This is a genomic window from Melghiribacillus thermohalophilus (assembly GCF_004342905.1).
GTDB classification, from domain to species: Bacteria; Bacillota; Bacilli; order Bacillales; family Alkalibacillaceae; genus Melghiribacillus; species Melghiribacillus thermohalophilus.
On the sequence record NZ_SMAN01000028.1, the window covers coordinates 1 to 21,189 of the forward strand.

The following is a 21,189-nucleotide window of genomic DNA, read 5'->3' on the forward strand; positions in this document are numbered from 1 at the left end:
GGTTCGGACTAATGTCCCGTCGCTTTGCTTCGCCCTTGACTGAACCTTTTGAAAATTCATCATGTGGTCTTCGGGATGATGAAACGAAAAAAAAAACGCAAATCAGCAGGATACCTTAGCTGCTTACACAAAATTCTTGACGTTACCGAAGAACAAACAGGAGTTAGTGCTATTTAATAAACAAACACTACATATTATAACAAAAGATCAGATATTAATATTTATTGCTCTAGGATATTTTTCTCTGTACTTTTTGGAATCACAAATAGAATCAAATATAGTACAATATATGGATAGTTTTGTACATGAAGGGTTAACGATTTATGGAAATATGCTCTCCATAAGCATGTTTATTATTATAGTTTTCCAACCCATTGTTACAAAGGCTTTGAATAAAGTGGGGAGTAAAAAGTTAATCGCGATAAGCAGTCTCTTGTACTTTACAGGCCCAATACTCTTCATGACTTCAAAGCTACCAATAAGCTTTTATGCCGGAATCATTTTAATCACATTTGGGGAAATGATCTTAGCCCCCAAACTACAAGCTTTGGTTGCAAGTATACCTAAAAATGAAATGAAATCAACTTATTTTTCGATTTTTAATATGGGAGGAAACCTAGCTTATTTTGTTGGACCATGGTTTGGAGGGATAATTTATTCTTATGCGGGAATAACACCTATTTTTTTACTTATGTCAATTGTCGCTGTAATGGGCGGTCTATTTATTTATAAGGCAAATAATAAATTAGCAAACTTCAAAATTCAAAATAAAAATAGCTTAGAAGTATAACAATAATCCATACTTAAAAAAGAAATGAGGGTAATTGGCATATGAACACAAAGAAAAAAATGAAGATTTCACTTTTTTTAACAGGATATGGACATCACATTGCTTCTTTGCGATATCATTAGTCATCACTCCTTTAATTTTCAGACACAAAAAAGGAACCTGATCTTTCAGGCTCCCGTCTTTTTATGTCTTCGGTAATATATAGTCATAATCTCATGGTTTTGTACACGGTTTTTTCACAAATTTCTCCTAGAATTTTTTCTTTTGTATCCATTCAAACAGCTTTTCACCTTTATTATCGGATCTCATGGAAACAATCTGCACAGCCCCATCGTCCTTCCCTTCCTGTACCTCAATCTCATCCAGAAACAATGCCCCCATAATCTCTACCTCTTCACCTAAATCATTTTCAAATATATAATTCCCCTCTCGGTCCTTCACAAAATACAAATAGTCAACCAATTCCCGCAGCCCCTGAATTGCATAATTTTTGTTCGGGGTGTACTTGACTTCGCCGATGACCACTTTTACCAGCTTATTTGATTCCTTATCTCGAACTTCCAACAAAATATCCGGTCTTCCCCGCCAGAGGGATGAGTCTTTTTTTCTATTAGGGTCGATGATACTGGAGAAAGTCTCTGCTGCTTCAATACTTCTCACTTTTCGAACGAGATAAGGGTGGGAACTTTCCTTAACCTCAGCCAGAGACACTTCAAAAATCAGTTCATTTGACCCGGTAGAGTCATGATACAGGTCATATCGAAAATGCTGATCTTCCCATTGAGCTACCAGATTATTTTTTCCATCAATCAGATGTAGTCTGGCCTGCCGGGATCCCTGTTTAATAAACTGAATCACCCAGTAAAGCTCGAACAGCACTTCTTCCTTTTCCGGTTCGATAAACGTTTCCTTCAATAGTTCCATTACTTCACGCTGATCCACTTCAAAATCCATTACTTTTCTGTACGCCAACAAAATCTTTGCAGCATCCCGATATAATGGATTTCGATGCTTCAATGTATCCTGAATCATACGGCCCGTAACCGCCGTGTCAGCTGATTGAATTCGGTTCAAGTAAATATTTTTTTCGTAAATATTCTTTAAAACGGGCTTCAGATCTTTCCAGGTTTGAAACCAGCCGTAGTTTGCAAAACGCTCAGAGCGAATGTCGTGAAACAGAATCCTGTACAAAATGGATAACATTTCTTTTAACACCAGATTTTCTTTCATCTGATACAAGCGGCTTCGTTCATGGTAAGCATACAGGCTGGTGTCCTGATTACCCGTGGACAGCCGTTCTTTAAATGTCCGGGGCCAGTTCATCTGTCCTTTCACCTGACCGGATGCAACCCGGCTCTGAACCGTCGTTGAGGTTTTAAACTTACGGATACGCACGGGAAGCCTGGAAACAAACTCAACCACGTCTTTCTTTAATAAAAAATGAACCTTCAGTAAATCTTCGATGTTTCGAATGTTTAGATGGGGATCTTTCACAAAGGAGTTGACGTTCAGCTTGCCCGATTTCATATACACAACCAAAAAATCCGCGATTTCATTTAGCAGCTGTTCGTTTTTAGTAGTCATGTTTCAAAAACTCACCTGCGTATTGTTGTAATTGGCCAGCATGAATCACCGGCAACTCCGAAATTTCCTCGATGAACTGATCAATGGTCTCTTCCATGACCCCTTCGAATTGCGGGAAGACATACAGGAGAACGGTTGACGTAAAATCTCCGCCTGCCAGAATATATTCCGCCATATCCCGCACAATGGCAGGTCCTATTTTACGGTACCGATTGGTGATGCTCCAGATCTGGCTCAGCGGCCCAGCAATCCCTTCATCCCCAATATTCCATTCGTTCAGATAATTTCTTACCAGATCCTCACTAATCCCGGCAGGAATAGTTACGGGAATAAAGGCAAAGCGTCTCATAAAGGCATAACTCATCTCATACAGGGAAGCTTTATCATAGGTGTTCATGGTACCAATGATTCGCCAGTCTTCAGGCACTACATATTCATGACTGGCTGCCTGTATTTCAGATTCATCATCTTCCTGAGGACGAATCACAAGATTCCGTCCACTTTCATCGGTATAATTGAGCGTAATCGAATCACCGGTTAATACCGAAAACAGGGAACCAAATGCTTTATCGATATCAGCACGGTTTAATTCATCCATAATGAGCCATTTATTTTGAGGCTTCCCTGATTCCTTGACACACTTTAAAAACAACCCCGGCTGAAAGTGTAGCTTCCCAGCACTGTCTGGAAAATATCCCCCAATCGTTTCATACGTCGACCAGTCTGATGTTGCAGTGGCCATCTCATACTCCACATCCAGGGATCGGCAAATCGCCTGAGCTAACTTTGACTTCCCCGTTCCTGGCGGTCCTACTAGAATAATATGTTTTCCTGCTTTCAATGCCGCTCGCACTTGATTCAACAGTTTATCCTTATTTTCAAAATATAGATTGGATGTTTGAATTTCCTGATCGAAATTCACCTGAAGGGGTGATCGCCCATCTTCCTTTTCCAACTTTAAAATTTCTTCAAACTCTTCTCTGGTTAATGAAAATAAGCTACCCCGTGCCCGAATTCGAATAGGACTGCTGTCTTTTAACTTTGGATGATGAACCATTTGATCCCAGGAAACAGGGCCAACATCCCTTATGTAACGAAAAGAGACGCCTTCCACTGGTTCCTCAAAACCTTCCTCACGCTCTTTATGGAGTCCTTTCACCACTTCTCCTTCAGCCACTATCGCAAAACTGGGAGAAGACTCATATATCAATACCCGATCACCCGGCTTTGCTTCCTGAAAAGCTTTAAATACCTGACGTTTATTCCCGTTTTTTGAATAGGCTGTATAAAACACTTCCCCGCCGTCTTTGATTTCATCAATACTCCAGATGGACGGATTGGACGTAAGCCAGAAATAATCTGGTTTTTTATTGTCATCTTCCCACTGTGAACGGATGGACGGCTGATAAAAACTGAATGATTGATCCGCATATTGTTGCGCAAGTTTTTCCCTGATGATGAACAATCCCTCATCCACATCAGCAGCAGGATCATCAATCAGATATTTAAAATGCTTAAAAATCTTTTGTTTATGCTCCGTACTGGATATTCCCTCATAAAGTTCAGGAAAAAGAAGATGAAGAACAATATGCCTCATCTGAACATTGGCATTGTAATAATCCTTTATCTCATTTCGGATGTGATTGGCGATTTCCTTCACTCGCTGATGATCCTCCATGAAGTTTTCACGATCATGATAACTTCGATTTTTGATTTCCCGGGCAAATAAAATAAGATAGGCAATTTCAAAGGGCTTTCGTGTATTAAAGGATGTTCCTGTCTTACCAATTCCATTTTTCAGAGCCTTTAACACTTCCGAATCATGAAAAGAGACATTGCCCCACTGGCAAACTAATTTCAACTTCTCCAATTTTGTCTCATAATTAATTTTTCCTGGAAACAAATAATACATATACAGACATTCAGCAGCCAGTTGATACACTTCTTTCGGCTGGCCCTCAAGCTGCTTTTTAAATTTCTCCTCAAAATTTTTCTTCGACTCATCCGGCTGATCAATAAAACATTCTTTAATCTTTTGCAAATTTTCCTCTGTCCATACCTGATTCTCTGGCCACAAAAGAGAACCGTCATTAACAAGGCATTGCTCTTTCCACTGCTGCGCAGCCTGATAAATCGCTTCCGTTTCTGGTTTGTCTTTATCAAAAGGTGTCGCCAATGGTATCACTCCCAAAAAATAGTACAATTTATTCTATTTTATCAGTTGTTTTGAAAGATAGTTATCACTAATTTTATTTACCAATTTATTTTTTTTAATGTGCATTTTGAACCAGTGTTTCTAAGTAATTTCTTTACCTTCATATAAGCAAAAAATATACCGTATCCAATAATTGGATACGGTATAAAAAACTTAGCCCAGGGGAGTTTTTAATAACTAACAGCATCATAGGAATTAATTCTTCCATGTTCAAAATAGATTCCAGTACCAGAAATGTTATCCGCTGTCTGCTCAATGGCTTGGCGAATTTGTACATTGTTTCGACCTTGACTTGCTAAAAGCGCCGCAAGTCCAGCTACATGAGGAGAAGCCATGGATGTACCTGACATATATGCATACCCATTACCAGGAATCGTCGAAGCAATCGTTACACCTGGTGCCACAACATCCACCCATGTTCCATAGTTAGAGAACGATGCTAACTGATCGTATTGATCAACGGCACCAACAGCAATCACATTTGCATAGGAAGCCGGTTCAAATGTAGTTGAAACGCCATTGTTTCCAGCAGCCGCCACTAAGACAGATCCCTTATTCCATGCATAATTAACAGCATCTTCTAACGTTTGTGTATCACAATTACACCCTAGTGAAAGGTTAATCACTTCTGCTCCTGCATCAGCAGAATAAATAATGGCATCTGCTATATCACTGAGAGAACCATTTCCATTTGCATTAAGTGCACGAACAGCTAACATTTTTGTATTTGGAGCCATTCCAGCAATACCGCGAGAGTTATTGGTTTCTGCTGCGGCAATACCAGCGACATGTGTACCATGATCATTCAAGTCCATTGGGTCCCAATCATTATCTACGAAATCATATCCTTTAATGACTTTTGCATCTAAATCAGGATGTGTATAGTCTACACCAGAATCAATGATCGCAATTTCTTGGTTGCTACTACCTCTTGTAATATCCCAAGCATAGTCTGTATACGTATTTTGTGGGCCGTATTGATAACCCTGATAGTAAGTATCATTCGGTGTCCAAGCTGCTGTAAATAAATAGTTTGGCTCAGCATATTCAACTTGCGGATTTTTGTTTAATGCTTCAACAACTGCTTCCACATTCCCTACCTTTAAAACGTGGAATTTTGATTTTACTGGGTCCACATCTTCTTTCATTGTTGCCCCAAGAGCCTTTACAACATTGTTTTTCGCATTCGCACTTACGTCATCTTTAAATTTAACAACGACCTCTCCCTTAACATAAGCCCCCTTTTCAAGGGATACATTTAGTTCATTCTTCTTCTCTGGTGCCTTTGCCTCCTCATTAGGTGCAGCTTCTGCTAGAAGCGGAAACAATGCCATAGAAAGAGCCAGCGAAAAGCTAGTAAGCTTTTTAAATTTCATGAAAATATTCCTCCTTTAACTTATAGTAGTTTTCGATATTACTAGTTCGTTAAAGGAGAAAGAAATCCTTTACATTTTGTTCCAAAAATATTTACATTATTTGACAAAATAATAATATAAATAGTTTTTCTTTACTTAGTTTTAGTCGTTACTGAAATAAAAATCTTTTTATTTCTTGTTTCACGACTTCTTCTTTATTCACTAGGCCTTGCATAATTGATTTTGCTCTATTTTTACTTAAACAGCAGGTCCAGAAAATTCGTCAAGTGGTGAATTTCCTTGAGTAAAAAATTCATTAGTTATTTCTAATTTCAAAATTTTTCTAAGTAAATCATCTAATATTTTAGAACTATCCATTAGTTCTTCATCAGCGTTATTAATTGGTTGTCCATATGTTAGTTTGAAACGGATACCATAAGCTTTTTTTCTAATTCTTCTATTTGAATCATTTGGGATTTTTTCTAGTTTACGATGATGGGATGCTAATTAATAAAGTTAGATCATCCCTGAAATTCCTTTCTTTGAACTCGTTGTTACTTTCCCTTTCATAGTATTTTATCGACTCTAGAAATTCACGGAAATTCTTGTTCCTTAATAACTCTATAACTAAATCAATTTTGTATTTTATATACATCTAAATTATACCAATATCTATTTCTATTATCTTACCCGATTGACCAGCTCATCAACATGACAAAACAAATTCCTTCCTACTAACAAATTACAATATGAATAAAATTTTTTTAAAAACACGCATTCAATAGGCATTATTTCATATTTTTTCTTCAATACAAGAATTATATGAGTAATGTTAAAATATAGAAAAAAGAAGCGGGGGTTATGCATGAATCAGAAAATAATTTATTTACCTTTATTTATTTTCATAATCTTATTAAGTGGTTGCCTAAATCAAACAAGTCCATCTAGCCAAAATAAAACAGACAATATTTCCTCTAGTGATATGGAAAAAACACATAGTAAACAGAACCAATCCAATTTTAAGGAAAACTTATCATATAAGGAATACCAAGAATTATTCAAGACATTAGCGGACAAATTAAATATAAAAGGTTTTGATTTAAAAGCTACAACATTGGGAGATAATGTTACTCTTGTTGGGGAGAATGTGACATTCGGAAAGCGAAAATATCTAACCTTAGATGGTACATTTAATCCTTCTGATCCCAAAACAACACAAGAATTTTTGGTTTATGAAAACAACGATGAATCGATCCAAATAACAATCACCTTAGCCTATACCGAAACAAATTTAGGGAATGATATGTTATTTAAACCTACTTTTGAGGGATTTCAAGAGACAAATAAAAATTTAATAAGTAAATATAATTTTGCCTCCCTTTCATATAAAAACTTAGTTATTCATGTACATCAAATATCAGAAAATAAGGCGGAAAATTCTATCACTATGTCCGTTTTAGAAAGTTTAGTTAAATTCCTTGAAGAACGGGAATAAGAGATTTTTCATATCTCTTTTTCTAAAAATTTTTTAGGAGGGAAAACATGAAAGTATTTAGGTCGCTATTATCAATCTTCATATCATCTACGGTTCTTACTGCAGGTGCTTTTGTTGTGTCAGCAGAAGAGGATTCATCCATTAGCAATAATGACATCCCTGAATACGTATTAGAAAAGGTAAGAGAAAAAGTAGAAGAAGTGACATATGAACCTAAAAAAACTGGAACTTACAAAGTTCTGCCTAATGGAGAAGAAGTTAAGGTACCGGATATTCCAGATCACTTGAAGATTATGAAGCGAGATGACGGAAGTTTTTCCACTCAATCTGTACCAGATGATGGGTATGTTTATGTGTATGACCATTACGATTGGGATGCTACTCAAAAAGATTGGTATTTCGAAAGTACAGGAACGATAAGGTATACAAATAACCTTAATACCACTGCAGAAGTATATTATGAGCAGCAAACAACCAAAGAAGTTGATTGGGATGTAGGAGTTGATATTGGTGGAAGTACTTCAATCGGAAATGATTTTCTGGGTTCCATCGAGGTTAACGCCAACTTGTCAGTAAACAGATCTAAAAATTTTTTGGAAGGTCGGAAATACGGAGCAAAAGTTTCTATTCCTGGTAATACAGTAGCGTATATAACAAATTATGCAGTCGGCGCCAATACTGATGGAGCCATTGTGTATCGGAAATACTCACCTTCTGGTACATCATGGTTGGGTATGTATAAAGATTATCAAGGAGGAACTGCTGTAATAGAAACAGATGCACATGTTGAGATAACGGATTCAGAGCCGATCAGCTAAGCGATAAAGCTTCTCTGGAATGCTAACAAATCTCAATTTGAAATACTAATTGTTCATGTTTGGTTCTATTTAGTGTACGAATAAAATGAAGTTGTTAAAAAATTAAGACGATATGAATGATCATATCGTCTTTTTCTATTTTTAGCCCCCGCAGTTAAGCAAATTTTAAATAATGAATCCGATTTTACGTAGCAGGAAGATATTTTAGAATATTCTTTAGAAAACGGCGATATGATAGATATTGCGTACTGGAAGGATAGTCCTGAGATAGCCAGGGTAATATGGAAGCATAATATAAATGAAGAGAAAATAAAAACTCCTTAGAAATCCAGATATTATAAAAATAAAGAAACAGCTTCTTCCTCAATTCCCGATGAAGAATTAAATTCATTAGATCAACAATCTATCCTGGTTATTGATGCGAACCTCGGAAAGCAATTTTTAAGGAACAGTTAGAAGCAAGAGGAGGGGCATTTTTATTTACAGATGGTACAGAAAGAAAAGATCGATTAGCAGCACTTATTCAAAAATCAGATGTAGTTGTTATCCTTACATCATTTATACGCCATCTGGCATCATATAATGCTATTGATCTTTGTAAAGAACATAAAAAGCCATTTTCAGTTGTATCTGAATTAGGTATTAAATCTTTAGTTCAAGGGGCATTGAGTCCTACACACATAAAATAATTCGCACTTTTTTGTTCTTAAAAATCCCAAACAAATAGCCGATCCTCTTTGGAAGGATTCGTTCTATTGCTTCCCTCGAAGTGCTGGAAAACTTTCGGGGGTTATTTATATTATCTTACTGTATTATATCATGTTCATTCAGTTTTAAAATTGTTGACCTTATACTTGTTTATTTTTTACTGCTTTTAGATCTCTTTCTATCTGATGTATTATTTTTTCTAAGCGTTGTGACTTTTTGAACGTTAGGAAGTACAAGAATTTAAACAACCAGAGTTCAAATTTGGATGAACCCACTCCATTTTGGTTTGCTAAAATATTCATCTCATCCCTCCTTATCGTTTAAGGAAATTACTTAAATTTTATCACATTGAATGTATGGTTTAAAAGATATTTGAATTTTTTTATGTATTTGGTTGTTTTCTACTCAAATGTTTGTTCTTTATTTATTGTAAAACGTTTTACAAATCTAAATGAGGAGTGAAAATTTATGGTAGAAAATTTGATTAAACTAACAAAAGAACAACACCCAGAAATTTTAGAGATTGTTGACGTTCAAGTTGATGAAAGTTTAGTTTATGGTTTAGTTAAAAAGGATGAAGGAAAAGAAGCTACTGTTGTTGTTTATAAGGTAAACAATAAAAATGCGGAAAAACATACTGCTGTAACTGCTTACTGGAAAGACAATGTAGCAGTTTTAGACATTGAAGAAAATGGATCTTCACGTACTGTTAAAACTGACTATACAAAGACAACTTCTGACGTAACGGTTCAAGCATCTTTTTGTGAAAATGCTATCAACGCTCTTTGTGGTTTTGGTGGGGTCGCGGCATGTAACGCAGCTTGTAGAGCCATTCCAATTATTGGTGTTCTTCTTGGATTTACAGTTTGTCGGAATTTATGTGCTTCCATCGTTGGGGATGGATGTAACGCTGCTAAAGAACAATTCTGCTAAAGACATAATAAAAAGTGGGAACTTGATTAAGTTCCCACTTTTTTATAGATATTTGCTTAATCTTCTTTTGAATACATCATTTTAACCTGCATGTTTATCAAGGATTGATAGAGTTTTTCATCAACAAAAATGTCACACATCTTACATGCACTCCAGATTCAAACTCTTTGAATTTTTTACTTCTTTTATTTTTTTAACAGGTTCTGCAGTTGGTGAATGATTGGTGTTTTCGGTTCTGCTATCACATGATGAACAAAATTTAATCCATCCTGGATATTCTTCATACATTAGTAACATTCGCTCACTGGATGAACATACCTACCTATCCTTTTGTCCCGGTCACTGTATATCAATGCTCGGGAAAATGGCCGAGAACGTGTTCACGTGCGGTGTTCATCGCCCCGGGGGTGAATGAGGCAGGGTATCGGGAAGTGTTAGGAATCCAGGTTGGCAATAGTGAATCGTAAGAAAGTTAAGGGGGTGGCAGCATTGATTAGGGACGCTGAAAAGCGGGATTCATCTTATACGACATTTCTATTAGACATTTTACGATTTAAATAAGAGGAGTGGGCTAGAAAGTTGACTGAGAAGCATATGAAATGGGCATCTTTCCCTTTTCATCAGACATTAGATGAATTTAATATCGAGGAACAAACCTCGTTGAGTCAAAAACAACTTAATCAATTAAAAGACTTAACCTTATTTAATCTGTCAACTTAAAGGGGAGCGTAAGCAATTCTTAGAAGCCTCTGATCCTCATATCCATATTTTATTATAATTACTCCCTAATTTTTTCACTACTTGAAATGGTTAAATCTCCAGTCCTTGGCCATCCAATACAAATATTTTTGTCATGGATGAACTGATTCACTCTATCAATATTTTGGGGTTTAGATTTGATTTGAAACACTTTCATTTTTATCTTCCTCATCTCTTAGAGTTGTTAAGGTTTTTACGATAATGATTTTATAATCTTACTGCTCTCTTGTTCATTATAATTATTGAAGTCTTCTTTATGTTTTGGAACACTATGTTAAAATTAATGTAGATCGTTTATAGTTAAATAAGAAGTGTGGGGTGATTTAAATTTGATATACGTTATAATTTCACTGTCATTATTAATTTCAACAATGGCATCTGTTTTCATAATAAAAAAGAAAAACAACAAACTTTTGAGTATGTTATCGGCCTTTTGTTTAAACACACTTATTTTATTAGTAGCAACGTGGGTACTATATAATATAAATGAGGAAGCAAGAGTTGTTGGTGTCGGGCATTCAAATCTATACTTTTTGATTTTAGCTATTCCAGCAATCACTTGGATTAACTTGTTAGTTCTTCAACTTGTTAATAATAAGGACACAAAAGCATAATACGAAGTGGTAACGTTACTACGAATATCCATTGGATTATTCGATAAATGTAAGGAGAATATCCAGGTCCTCTCTCAGGATTGACTTCTATTTCTTCAAAATTTTTTTCTTCGACTACTTTTGTTTAAAAGACTCAAAAAGCTTGGAGAGCAACTTTTTTTAAAGTCGAACGCCAAATCATTATTAAGTCTACCGATACCTTCGAGTTGATCAGATTTCCTCCCCTTTTTTTGTTTGATCGTAAATCATTGAAAAAAAGTAGGATATTCTAAAATTCATTCACACAAACTTTAATACATCATCGGGTAGAGTCCTGGCTTCACTTATATAACAAATAGATGCAATAGAATATGACTTAGATTTATTTATAAGATATTTATCTATTAATCGATCCTGCCATTCGAATAAAAGTATGACGCTTTCCCCTCACTGCAATGGAATATGTCATGATATTTTCCGGGACTGCAATACCGGTAAACCCCGCATCACCAATATGGTGAATATCAGCCCCCGCCATTTTATTATTCAATGCGATCTGTTGAATCGTGGTTTCATCTGCCCCTTCCTGGCTTGTGCCAATTGTAAGCATGGTCAATGCCCCTTTTTGGTGTGCCTTCCTTATCCATTTTGCAGCAGTCTCTGTGGTTACTCCAGGCACAGTTCCGGGGGATGGCAGAAGTATGACATCAGCACCTGCTTCAATAAATTTATCAATGATCTCGACATTCATAATATCTTCACAGACACCAGCTCCATGCATTTTTCCCGCAATAATCATCAGATCTTCCCCAAAAACTTCACGGGTTCTGTTTATAGCTTTGATAATTTCCGAATTTGAAACCCCCGTCTGGGGATTCCCGGTCAGGCAAATAAACTGGGGATTCATCATTTTTGCTTTCTTGAGGGTATCTCTACATGCTGTACGTCCTAAAGGAATGGCTTTCACCGGTTCCATATAATCTGCTTCGCTGTCAACTGGTTCCAGGTTGATGCCAACTGGACGTCCAGTAAGATTTCGGATAGTCGAAATGACATTATCTTTTTCAGCATCAAGGCCAAAAGCCTCAGGATTGAAAACATCTAATCCATTTAGAAGCAGCAGATCGGCTCCAAAACCTGCTGCCAGTTCTGCATTTGTCACTTCTGGATATAAGGGAGGAACTGCAGGAATTACTTCTGATAAAATTGTCCGTCCTTCAGAAGCCCGTATCGACTCTTTTAACTCTTTTCCGCTCATTATGACGAGTTCCGAACTTGTGCAGCTTAATAGCCTTTTCATAATAACCACCTTTCCCTGATAAACAGGGCCAGAACCGTTATTGGCCTGACCCCTAAATTTTTACTGAATGTCAATGATATTAGCTTTCCCCTTTGTATGCTTACCGGTTACATGAACAACGACTTCCTGATGTGGATCAAGATTCGTAAATACGACCGGGGTAACAATAGATGGTGCATGTTTTTTCAAATAATTCAGATCAGCAGTGATTAGTCTGTCTCCCTTCCTGACGATGTCTCCCTGCTTCACATGCTGGGTAAATCCTTTTCCTTCCAGCTTAACAGTATCCAGACCAATGTGAATGAGGATCTCATACCCGTCGTCTGACTCAATACCGATGGCATGTTTTGTAGGGAACACGGAAACTACTTTACCGTTGACCGGTGAGACCACTTCTCCCTCTTGAGGATCAACGGCAAAGCCATCTCCCATGGTTTTTTCAGCGAAAACCGGATCATTAATCTGTTCTAAAGGAATAATGGTTCCCGTCATCGGCAATACAAAATCAGAAGAGTTTAAACTGGTTTCAGACGAGTTTTGCTTTCCGTTCTCATTACCTTCCAGTTTTTTCATTTCGTCAGCAACAAACTCGACATCGGTACCTACCACAATCTGTATATTTTTGCTACCCATTCGCATAATTCCTCTTGCTCCATGTTTTTTGAGAGCAGATTCATCCATTTTGGAAACATCCTGTATAGTCAGGCGCAAACGGGTTGCACAGTTGTCAATAGATTTAATGTTTTCTATACCGCCCAAATCCTGAATAAACTTTTTAGCCATCTGGCTGTATTTATTTCCGTCTTGAGATAAATGATCGGTACCATCGGATGGCTGTTCATCCTCATCTTCTCTTCCTGGGGTTTTAAGATCTAATTTGATTATGAGGTAGTAGAAAATAATGAAGTAAATCAGTCCAAAAACTAATCCCTGAAATAATAACAATACCGGGTTTTCGGCAATTCCACAGTTTAGCAAGTAATCAATTGTTCCTGCTGAAAAGCCAAAACCGTGTCGGATGTCAAGCAGAACTGCAACAGACATTGATATACCGGTCAAAAATGCATGAACCAGATAAAGCAGTGGGGACAAAAACATAAAAGCGAATTCAATAGGTTCTGTAATACCAGTAAGGAATGATGTTAAAGCTGCACCAATCATAACCCCTGCAATTGCTTTTCGGTTTTCCTTCCTGGCGGCAAATATAATGGCGATGGCAGCGGCTGGCAAACCAAACATCATAACCGGAAAGTACCCGGCCATAAAATAACCGGCGTTCGGATCTCCTGCAAAGAATCTCCCTATTTCACCGGTTGCACCATTATACTCACCAAAAACAAACCAGATCAGTGAATTGATAACATGGTGCAGACCTACTGGAATCAAAATTCGGTTTAAAAATCCATAAACACCGGCACCTAAAGCACCTGCTCCCAGAATCCATTCACCAATATTGTGGATCAGATCCTGAACTGGAGGCCATATGTAACCGAAAATAAAAGCGAGTACGACCATCGCACCTCCAGTAACAATTGGCACAAATCTGCGCCCTCCAAAGAAGGCAAGCCATTCCGGTAATTTAATATCATAGTAGCGGTTATAAAGCAGACCCGCAATGATTCCGGATAATATACCGCCCAGAACTGACATATCAATGTCAGGGTTAATGGCAGCCGTTCCCTCGGTCAGTACAAAATAACCGACAGCACCGGCTAGGGCTGCTGACCCATTATTGTCTTTTGCAAGTCCAATAGCTACCCCTATTGCAAAAATAAGAGCAAGGTGGGCAAAAATGGCATTCCCCGCTGCTGCAATAAAAGGTATTCCTAAGAGGTCATCCTGTCCCAAACGTAGGAGGAGAGCTGCAGCAGGCAAAACAGCAATAGGAAGCATGAGGGCTTTTCCAATTTTCTGAAGAAAAGCTAGCATAAACTTTCTCCTTTCATAATATATTTGCGCTTGATGTGCAAACTTTTATGCAATACTTGACAGCGCTTTCAGTTTTGTAGAAAATATACCATAAATAATGTATAGTTGTCTATACCAATTTTCTAATTTATAATTAAGAAACAGGATTTATCACTTACAAGGTATAAAGCCAACTTTAAGTAATGGTCTGAAAAATTAGAGATTCTTGAATTGAAAAAATAAATATGGAGTGAGAGCTGGTATTTGGGCTCAGGACATCAGTTATACAGGTTTGAAATCAAGATCAGAAGCTGAATCCAAACTATTGGTAATAATCAGTAATCCGCTTTCTTTTCAGCTACATTTATGATTTTTGGGAAATTTTTTACAAGGGTGATTGGATGAGTTTATATAAGGATACTTTTTATATAAAAGGTGGCACCATTTACATAGATGAGCATACAAAGATGAAAAACGGTGCCCTAAAAATACAAAATGGAAAAATAACCGAAGTTTCGAGAGATATTGGAGCATTCCTTACTGATGATGTGATTGAACTAGAACAGAATGATATAGTGCTTCCCGGCTTTATCGACATTCATATTCACGGAGCCTTCGGGGCCGATTTTATGGATGGAACGGAAAAAGCGGTGGAACAGATAGTAAATGCTTTACCTAAAGAAGGGACCACTAGTTTTCTGGCTACAACTATTACCAGTGATACCGAGCATACCGCAAGGGCTTTGGAAATTTTAGGTAAATATGACGATGGAAATGGAGCGGAATTGCTGGGAATACACCTTGAAGGACCTTTTATTAGTAAGAGGTATGCAGGGGCTCAGCCGGTTCAGCATATTAAGAAACCAAATATAGAACTTTTCAAAAAGTGGCAGTCCATATCCGAAAATAACATTAAAATTGTCACACTGGCTCCTGAAGTACCTGGTGGACAGGAGCTGCTAAATTTTATAACTAGTACAGGGGTGATCGGTTCTATTGGTCATTCCGCTGCCTCCCATCCCGATTTTAAGGAAGCAGTGGATAATGGTCTGAAACATGCAACTCATTTTTTTAATGGCATGAAGCCTATGCACCACAGAGACCCGGGAGTAGTGGGTTCGGTTTTCCTGGAAAGATCTGTAAAAACCGAAGTGATATTTGATAGGGTACATGCAATTCCTGAGATGGTCCAGCTCTGTTACGACATTCTGGGGAGCACACGTCTCATATTGATTACGGATGCCATGCGCGGTAAAGGGTTAACTCCGGGGGAATATACCCTGGGAGGTCAAAAGGTAACGATCAAAAATAGCGAGGCGCGTTTAGAAGATGGTACTCTGGCTGGAAGCGTCTTAACGATGGATCAGGCTGTTCGAAATATGTTAAAACTTAATGGCGTCACCTGGTTTGATATTTTACGTATGACATCTCTAAATGCAGCTGAATCCCTGGGGATATCAAATCGAAAGGGACGTCTCAAACCCGGATACGATGCAGATATTACAGTTTTGACTAGTTTAGGAGAAGTAAAGTATACATTCTGTAGAGGACAAAGAAAGGCTGACTAATGATGAACATTACTATAACGAAAAATTACTCAGAATTGAGCGTGAAGGCTGCTGAATTATTTTATAAAAAAATAAAAGCCAAACCCTCGATCCATCTTGGGTTGGCTACCGGGAAAACTCCATTAGGCATGTACGAAATCCTCAGGAAAAAGATGAAAACAGACGGGCTTCCGACTGACAAACTGAAAGTGTTTAATCTTGATGAGTATGTGGGGCTTTCGAAAAACAGTTCCAAAAGCTTTTATACTTACATGAAGAAACAATTGTATGAACCTTTAGGGTTGAAAGAGAGGCAATATTATATCCCAAATGGGGAAGCAAAAGATCTGGAAAAAGAATGCCTTCGGTATGAACAGATGATTGATCAATTTGGAATCGACCTTCAGCTGTTGGGTGTAGGCAGGAATGGCCATATTGGTTTCAATGAGCCAGGAACCCCGTTTGACTCGCTGACCCATGTCGTTAAATTAAAAGAATCGACTCGAAAGGTAAATGCAAGCTTTTTTGGTGACGAATCCCTGGTCCCGACACGGGCCATTACTATGGGAATCCAATCCATATTGAAAGCGAAGGAAATCGTGGTGATCGCCAGCGGTGAGGAGAAGGCAAGAGCACTCTATGAGTTCGTTCATGGTAAAATGACTGAAGAGTGGCCAATCACCGCATTAAAAAACCACTCCAATGTAACAGTCATTTGTGACCAAAAATCCGCCAGATTTTTGAAAAGAAAAGAGGGAGTATCTCATGATTAACAAAGAATCGCCTATCCCGATTTATTATCAGCTTCAAGAGCATCTTAAAACAAAGATCGAAAATGGCGAATTAAAGTCCGGGGATCCGATTCCTTCTGAACGGGAGATGGCTGAGAAATATGAGATTAGCCGTATGACTGTACGTCAGGCTGTCAACAACCTGGTGAACGAGGGACTGTTAACCCGTTCTAAAGGACGGGGGACATTTGTAGCTGATAAAAAGATCGAACAGCCGTTAATGAAACTAACTGGGTTTTCAGAGGATATGAAACGGCGCGGCATCGAACCAGGGTCAAAACTCATTTCCTTTGATGTGATTAAGGCCAGCAAAAAAGTCAGTAAGCATTTAAATATTAATGAGGGAGATTCTGTGTATCAAATCAGTCGTCTTCGTCTGGGAGATGGGGATCCGATGGCGTATGAAGTATCCTATTTGCCTGAAAAGCGTATTACAAAAATTCCAGAGGACAATATTAGGGGGTCCTTATACAGTTTCATCGAGGAATGCCTGGGACTAAAAATTGAACGGGCCATTCAAACATTAGAACCTTCTTTTGCCACTGCTTTAGAAAGCGATATGTTGACAATCGAAAAAGGGTCTCCTGTCCTGCTTCTGGAACGGACAACCTTTCTGCATGATGATGTACCAATTGAGTATGTAAAATCTATTTATCGCGGGGATCGGTATAAATTTATTGCGGAAATGAGAAGATAGGAGATTGGACATGAGATTAAACTATATTAGGGAAATAGAGGATCTGATTTTCCATCTAAAAAAAACAGGACGGGAACGACTCCAGCATGCTAAAAGTATTTTAGTGGAAACCATCCGGGAACAAAAGATGATTCACATTTTTGGGACAGGCCATTCTCATATTTTAGCTGAGGAAGCCTTTTATCGTGCCGGAGGTCTGGCCTGTGTTCGTCCAATTCTAATTGAATCCTTAATGCTTCATAAAAGCGGCTGGAGCACTTCAGAAAATGAGAGAAAAGCAGGGTATGCCAGATCGTTTATGGAACAACAACCTATAGATAAGAAGGATACAGTTATTGTGGTTTCTACATCCGGGAGAAATCCGGTTCCCATCGATGTTGCTATGTTATCAAAGGAAAAGGGAGCCAGAGTAATTGCCATATCCTCCCTTGAATATTCCCGTTATCTTGCTTCCAGGCACCCTTCGGGAAAATTATTAACTGATGTTGCCGATGTTACTGTTGACAATCTTAGTCCTATAGGAGATGCCATATTGGAACATCCGAAGGTCGACACCCCTTATGGCCCATCCTCCACTGTAATGGGAATCATTATTTTGCATACCATATTTTCTGAAGCCATTGAGGAGCTGGCAGAGAAAGGGATTCCGCTTCCAATCTTTAAAAGTGGTAATATGGATGAGGCTGATGAATATAATAAAAACCTTATTGAACAATACTGTGATCGCAATGAATTTTTAAAATAATAAAGGAGAGTGCTAGACTAATGAAAAATAAATTTATGATTACTAATGAATCGGGTTTGCATGCCCGTCCGGCGTCTGTGTTTGTGAATAACGTAAAAAGTTATCAAAGCGATGTCATCATAAGAAAGAATGGGAAAGAAGCTAACGGTAAGAGCCTGATGCGAATTTTAACACTGGGAATTTCCAAGGGCGATACCATTGAAATCGAAGTATCCGGGCCAGATGAAAAAGAGGCAATGGCCGCGATTCAAAATCTTATTGATAGTGGTCTTGAAGGATAGGTGATAAGATGAAAAGACAGGGCATTTCTGTTTCTGATGGAATTGCAATCGGCGAGGCGCTGGTGATTACCGGACAGGAACCGGACATTCAAAAGGATATGCAGGGGTCTGTGCAGAAGGAGGTTCAATCTTTCGAAACAGCCCTTGAAAATTCCCGGAAAGAAATACAGAATATTCGAAACCAATCAGCTGCTGACATTGGAGAGGAGCAGGCGAAAATTTTTGATGCTCATTTATCCATTCTGGAAGATCCAGAAATTGTTGACGGTGTTAAAGAAATGATTGCATCCGAAGAAGTCAGTGCTGCATATGCTTTGGATCGAAAAGTCACGGAACTTCTTCAGTTGTTTGAAACTATCGATAATGAATATTTAAAAGAACGGGCCCAGGATCTAAAAGATGTCGGCAGACGAGTCATCCGTCATCTTTTAGGGGTGAAGGATGAAATTCTGACTGATATGAAAGAAGGAACCATTCTCGTTGCCCATGATTTAGCCCCTTCATACACAGCGCAAGTTGACCGGAGGAAAGTAAGAGGAATTATTACAGCTACCGGGGGCAGAACCTCCCATGCTGCGATTATGGCCCGTGCCCTTGGGATTCCTGCAGTAGTAGGGGTAAAAGATATCATAAAACACATTCAACCAGGTGAGACTATTGGATTGGACGGTTTCACCGGTGAGGTGTTTCTAAAATTAGACAACGATCAGTTTCAAATGCTAAGGGAAAAACAGCAGAAAAATCAGGCCAGACAGGACAAACTGAAGAAATTTATCGGAAAGAAAACAATGACGAAAGATGGTCTGGTCAGGGAACTTGCGGCTAATATCGCAGCACCCGAAGAAGCAGAACTGGCGCTGGAAAATGACGCAGAAGGCATTGGTTTGTTTCGGACAGAGTTTTTATACATGAATCGCACAGAACTCCCGGACGAAGAAGAGCAATTTGAGGCATACAAAGCTGTGTTGGAAAAAATGGGAGACCGCCCCGTGATTATCCGAACGCTGGATATCGGAGGAGACAAGAATGTAACCTATCTGGATTTTCCTGAAGAGTTAAATCCTTTTCTTGGATTCCGCGCCATCCGTTATTGCCTAGAACATCCGGAATTGTTTAAAGTTCAGCTTCGCGCTTTATTGCGGGCCAGTACCTACGGCAACTTAAAAATCATGTACCCGATGGTATCGAATTTGGAAGAAGTCAGGGCAGCAAATGCATTACTGGAAGAAGCGAAACAAGAATTGTCATCCGAAAGCATATCTTTTTCCAGCAATATTGAATCAGGAATTATGATCGAAACTCCTGCTGCTGCAATCATCAGTGATCAGTTGGCCAAAAATGTGGACTTTTTCAGTATCGGAACCAATGATCTGATTCAATATACGATGGCAGCTGACCGTTTGAATGAACATGTGGCTCATCTGTATGATCCATTTCATCCAGGCGTTTTAAGGTTAATCAAAAAAGTGATTGATGCTGCTCATCAGGAGGGAATCTGGGTTGGAATGTGCGGAGAATTGGCAGGAGAGGAACATTTGATTCCGTTATTTCTTGGAATGGGTCTGGATGAATTCAGTATGAATCCCGGTAATATTTTGCAGTCCCGGGAAATCATTAGTAAATGGAGTATGAGTGAAGCAAGGGAACTAGTTCAAGAAGTACTAAATTTGACTTCAAGCAGCGAAGTGAAAAAAAGGCTAGATTTTTTTAAATGATTAAAACTATCTTTTGTAAAAACAGTTCAATTTGAAATTTTTTTATTGTCATTACTTGCTTTATATGACATAATTAAGTCTTCATTTTTGTTAATACGTAAATCAAATGAAATATATACATTATAAAAAAGACCATTATCTTCCAAAATAAAATTAGCTTTCTAAAAAGAGAACAGCAGTATTTCACCGGTAGAGGTGAAATACTGCCTAATTAACAGCTAGTGGTTTCACAACTCCCTCACAATCTCCTCATCCAATATTTCTTTCCTCTTTTCCCAATCAGGCATAAGGGAGTAAAGCATTTCATAGAAGTTGCTACTATGATCGTTGTACTTAAAATGGATTAGCTCATGTAAAATGACATATTCGATACAGGGTTTGGGGGCTTTGATGAGTTCAGCGTTTAATAGTATGGCACTAGAATCAACCAAACAGGAGCCCCAGCGTGCTTTCATGGTACGAATCTGTATATTTGGCCTGGGAATGTCGTATTTTTGTAGTTTCGGGTAGACCTTGTCCAATGCTTCATAAAAAATAACATGTGCACGCTGGCGAAACCATTCCTGCATGAGTTTTTCTTTTTTCTTGTAATGTTCTGGATCTTTCACATAGAGATACAAAAAGCCCCTTAAATACTTTACGAATTCTTCTCCATCAGTCTGGCGTACCCGTAATCGGTACTGTTTGCCAAGATATTTAAATGACTCTCCGCTGATATATTCTCGTTCCCTTCGCACTTCCGGTTGAACTTTGTCAAATTGATTGACATGCTTTACAATCCAGGGGGCTTTTTTGCGAACGAATTCTTTAATAAAATCGACAGGAACTTTTTGATGGGCTGACACTATGATTGTTGTATCTGGTTTAATGTTTAAATTCACATTTTTCACGTTTTTCCTGACTACATAAAATTCAATTGTGTTGTTTCCATATTGTACATGGTGCTGTTCCATCT

At 38.2% G+C, this 21,189-nt stretch carries 19 protein-coding genes; 12 read left to right on the forward strand and 7 right to left on the reverse strand.

The window, feature by feature from the left end; translation table 11 throughout:
- Positions 1-136: 136 nt before the first annotated feature.
- Entirely contained in the window at positions 137-790 is a 654-nt protein-coding gene (locus EDD68_RS13990) for an MFS transporter (RefSeq protein WP_132372935.1), read from the forward strand.
- Between the two features lie 249 nt (positions 791-1,039).
- On the opposite strand, the gene EDD68_RS13995 is transcribed toward EDD68_RS13990, so the two are convergent.
- From EDD68_RS13995 to EDD68_RS14005, 3 genes are all read right to left on the reverse strand, one after another.
- Positions 1,040-2,374, reverse strand: coding sequence for a hypothetical protein (locus tag EDD68_RS13995; RefSeq protein WP_132372937.1), 1,335 nt, complete (start codon positions 2,372-2,374; stop codon positions 1,040-1,042).
- Entirely contained in the window at positions 2,364-4,550 is a 2,187-nt protein-coding gene (locus EDD68_RS15450) for an AAA family ATPase (protein ID WP_207902596.1), read from the reverse strand. The genes EDD68_RS13995 and EDD68_RS15450 overlap by 11 nt, the downstream gene beginning before the upstream one ends.
- Before the next feature lie 209 nt (positions 4,551-4,759).
- A complete protein-coding gene (locus EDD68_RS14005) occupies positions 4,760-5,965 on the reverse strand; it encodes a S8 family peptidase (protein WP_132372939.1) in 1,206 nt (401 codons plus the stop codon).
- A gap of 844 nt (positions 5,966-6,809) precedes the next feature.
- On the opposite strand from EDD68_RS14005, the gene EDD68_RS14010 reads away from it, so the two are divergent.
- From EDD68_RS14010 to EDD68_RS15725, 3 genes are all read left to right on the forward strand, one after another.
- Positions 6,810-7,439 carry a hypothetical protein gene (locus tag EDD68_RS14010; RefSeq protein ID WP_132372941.1) on the forward strand — a complete coding sequence of 210 codons (630 nt, stop codon included), beginning with the start codon at positions 6,810-6,812 and terminating at the stop codon, positions 7,437-7,439.
- A 47-nt stretch (positions 7,440-7,486) separates the two neighbouring features.
- Positions 7,487-8,257, forward strand: a complete 771-nt coding sequence (locus EDD68_RS14015; RefSeq protein ID WP_132372943.1) for a hypothetical protein — start codon at positions 7,487-7,489, stop codon at positions 8,255-8,257.
- Between the two features lie 437 nt (positions 8,258-8,694).
- Positions 8,695-8,946 carry a DUF2325 domain-containing protein gene (locus EDD68_RS15725; RefSeq protein ID WP_132372977.1) on the forward strand — a complete coding sequence of 84 codons (252 nt, stop codon included), beginning with the start codon at positions 8,695-8,697 and terminating at the stop codon, positions 8,944-8,946.
- A 159-nt stretch (positions 8,947-9,105) separates the two neighbouring features.
- Here EDD68_RS15725 and EDD68_RS15370 read toward each other — a convergent pair whose 3' ends face one another.
- Positions 9,106-9,267 (reverse strand): hypothetical protein, encoded by a 162-nt coding sequence (locus tag EDD68_RS15370; RefSeq protein WP_165902199.1) that lies wholly within the window; start codon positions 9,265-9,267, stop codon positions 9,106-9,108.
- A gap of 166 nt (positions 9,268-9,433) precedes the next feature.
- Between EDD68_RS15370 and EDD68_RS14025 the strand changes: the two genes are divergently transcribed.
- On the forward strand, positions 9,434-9,898 hold the full coding sequence (locus tag EDD68_RS14025) for a hypothetical protein (protein WP_132372945.1): 465 nt from the start codon (positions 9,434-9,436) through the stop codon (positions 9,896-9,898).
- A gap of 594 nt (positions 9,899-10,492) precedes the next feature.
- Positions 10,493-10,618, forward strand: coding sequence for a hypothetical protein (locus EDD68_RS15625; RefSeq protein ID WP_279388275.1), 126 nt, complete (start codon positions 10,493-10,495; stop codon positions 10,616-10,618).
- 1,029 nt (positions 10,619-11,647) lie between these two features.
- Here EDD68_RS15625 and EDD68_RS14035 read toward each other — a convergent pair.
- Positions 11,648-12,550 carry a DUF7916 family protein gene (locus EDD68_RS14035; protein WP_132372947.1) on the reverse strand — a complete coding sequence of 301 codons (903 nt, stop codon included), beginning with the start codon at positions 12,548-12,550 and terminating at the stop codon, positions 11,648-11,650.
- Between the two features lie 60 nt (positions 12,551-12,610).
- Entirely contained in the window at positions 12,611-14,479 is a 1,869-nt protein-coding gene (nagE, locus tag EDD68_RS14040; protein ID WP_132372949.1) for an N-acetylglucosamine-specific PTS transporter subunit IIBC, read from the reverse strand.
- Between the two features lie 380 nt (positions 14,480-14,859).
- Between nagE and nagA the strand changes: the two genes are divergently transcribed.
- Genes nagA through ptsP form a run of 6 tightly spaced genes read left to right on the forward strand, consistent with a single transcriptional unit; the run spans position 14,860 to position 20,234 of the window.
- Complete coding sequence (gene nagA / locus EDD68_RS14045) at positions 14,860-16,026, forward strand: N-acetylglucosamine-6-phosphate deacetylase (protein ID WP_132372951.1); 1,167 nt, start codon at positions 14,860-14,862, stop codon at positions 16,024-16,026.
- Positions 16,027-16,028: 2 nt separating this feature from the next.
- The gene (gene nagB, locus EDD68_RS14050) at positions 16,029-16,778 is read left to right on the forward strand and encodes a glucosamine-6-phosphate deaminase (RefSeq protein WP_132372953.1); all 750 of its coding nucleotides are present in this window, start codon (positions 16,029-16,031) and stop codon (positions 16,776-16,778) included.
- Positions 16,771-17,493: a phosphonate metabolism transcriptional regulator PhnF gene (gene phnF / locus EDD68_RS14055; protein WP_132372955.1), complete on the forward strand. Its 723-nt coding sequence runs from the start codon at positions 16,771-16,773 to the stop codon at positions 17,491-17,493. The genes nagB and phnF overlap by 8 nt, the downstream gene beginning before the upstream one ends.
- Positions 17,494-17,503: 10 nt before the next feature.
- Positions 17,504-18,238, forward strand: coding sequence for an SIS domain-containing protein (locus EDD68_RS14060; RefSeq protein ID WP_132372957.1), 735 nt, complete (start codon positions 17,504-17,506; stop codon positions 18,236-18,238).
- A gap of 20 nt (positions 18,239-18,258) precedes the next feature.
- The gene (locus EDD68_RS14065; protein ID WP_132372959.1) at positions 18,259-18,519 is read left to right on the forward strand and encodes an HPr family phosphocarrier protein; all 261 of its coding nucleotides are present in this window, start codon (positions 18,259-18,261) and stop codon (positions 18,517-18,519) included.
- A gap of 8 nt (positions 18,520-18,527) precedes the next feature.
- Complete coding sequence (ptsP, locus tag EDD68_RS14070) at positions 18,528-20,234, forward strand: phosphoenolpyruvate--protein phosphotransferase (protein ID WP_132372961.1); 1,707 nt, start codon at positions 18,528-18,530, stop codon at positions 20,232-20,234.
- Positions 20,235-20,461: 227 nt separating this feature from the next.
- Here ptsP and EDD68_RS14075 read toward each other — a convergent pair whose 3' ends face one another.
- Positions 20,462-21,187 carry a M48 family metallopeptidase gene (locus EDD68_RS14075; RefSeq protein ID WP_132372963.1) on the reverse strand — a complete coding sequence of 242 codons (726 nt, stop codon included), beginning with the start codon at positions 21,185-21,187 and terminating at the stop codon, positions 20,462-20,464.
- Positions 21,188-21,189 lie beyond the last annotated feature (2 nt).

What these genes read in the sequence shown, in the direction of transcription:
- EDD68_RS15625 (WP_279388275.1), top strand. Translation starts at nt 10,493, where the DNA reads ATGAAATGGGCATCTTTCCCTTTTCATCAGACATTAGATGAATTTAAT.
- EDD68_RS14005 (WP_132372939.1), bottom strand. Translation starts at nt 5,965, where the DNA reads ATGAAATTTAAAAAGCTTACTAGCTTTTCGCTGGCTCTTTCTATGGCA.
- EDD68_RS14035 (WP_132372947.1), bottom strand. Translation starts at nt 12,550, where the DNA reads ATGAAAAGGCTATTAAGCTGCACAAGTTCGGAACTCGTCATAATGAGC.
- EDD68_RS14010 (WP_132372941.1), top strand. Translation starts at nt 6,810, where the DNA reads ATGAATCAGAAAATAATTTATTTACCTTTATTTATTTTCATAATCTTA.
- EDD68_RS14065 (WP_132372959.1), top strand. Translation starts at nt 18,259, where the DNA reads ATGAAAAATAAATTTATGATTACTAATGAATCGGGTTTGCATGCCCGT.
- nagB (WP_132372953.1), top strand. Translation starts at nt 16,029, where the DNA reads ATGAACATTACTATAACGAAAAATTACTCAGAATTGAGCGTGAAGGCT.
- nagA (WP_132372951.1), top strand. Translation starts at nt 14,860, where the DNA reads ATGAGTTTATATAAGGATACTTTTTATATAAAAGGTGGCACCATTTAC.
- EDD68_RS13995 (WP_132372937.1), bottom strand. Translation starts at nt 2,374, where the DNA reads ATGACTACTAAAAACGAACAGCTGCTAAATGAAATCGCGGATTTTTTG.
- nagE (WP_132372949.1), bottom strand. Translation starts at nt 14,479, where the DNA reads ATGCTAGCTTTTCTTCAGAAAATTGGAAAAGCCCTCATGCTTCCTATT.
- EDD68_RS15370 (WP_165902199.1), bottom strand. Translation starts at nt 9,267, where the DNA reads ATGAATATTTTAGCAAACCAAAATGGAGTGGGTTCATCCAAATTTGAA.
- phnF (WP_132372955.1), top strand. Translation starts at nt 16,771, where the DNA reads ATGATTAACAAAGAATCGCCTATCCCGATTTATTATCAGCTTCAAGAG.
- ptsP (WP_132372961.1), top strand. Translation starts at nt 18,528, where the DNA reads ATGAAAAGACAGGGCATTTCTGTTTCTGATGGAATTGCAATCGGCGAG.
- EDD68_RS14075 (WP_132372963.1), bottom strand. Translation starts at nt 21,187, where the DNA reads ATGGAACAGCACCATGTACAATATGGAAACAACACAATTGAATTTTAT.
- EDD68_RS14060 (WP_132372957.1), top strand. Translation starts at nt 17,504, where the DNA reads ATGAGATTAAACTATATTAGGGAAATAGAGGATCTGATTTTCCATCTA.
- EDD68_RS14015 (WP_132372943.1), top strand. Translation starts at nt 7,487, where the DNA reads ATGAAAGTATTTAGGTCGCTATTATCAATCTTCATATCATCTACGGTT.
- EDD68_RS14025 (WP_132372945.1), top strand. Translation starts at nt 9,434, where the DNA reads ATGGTAGAAAATTTGATTAAACTAACAAAAGAACAACACCCAGAAATT.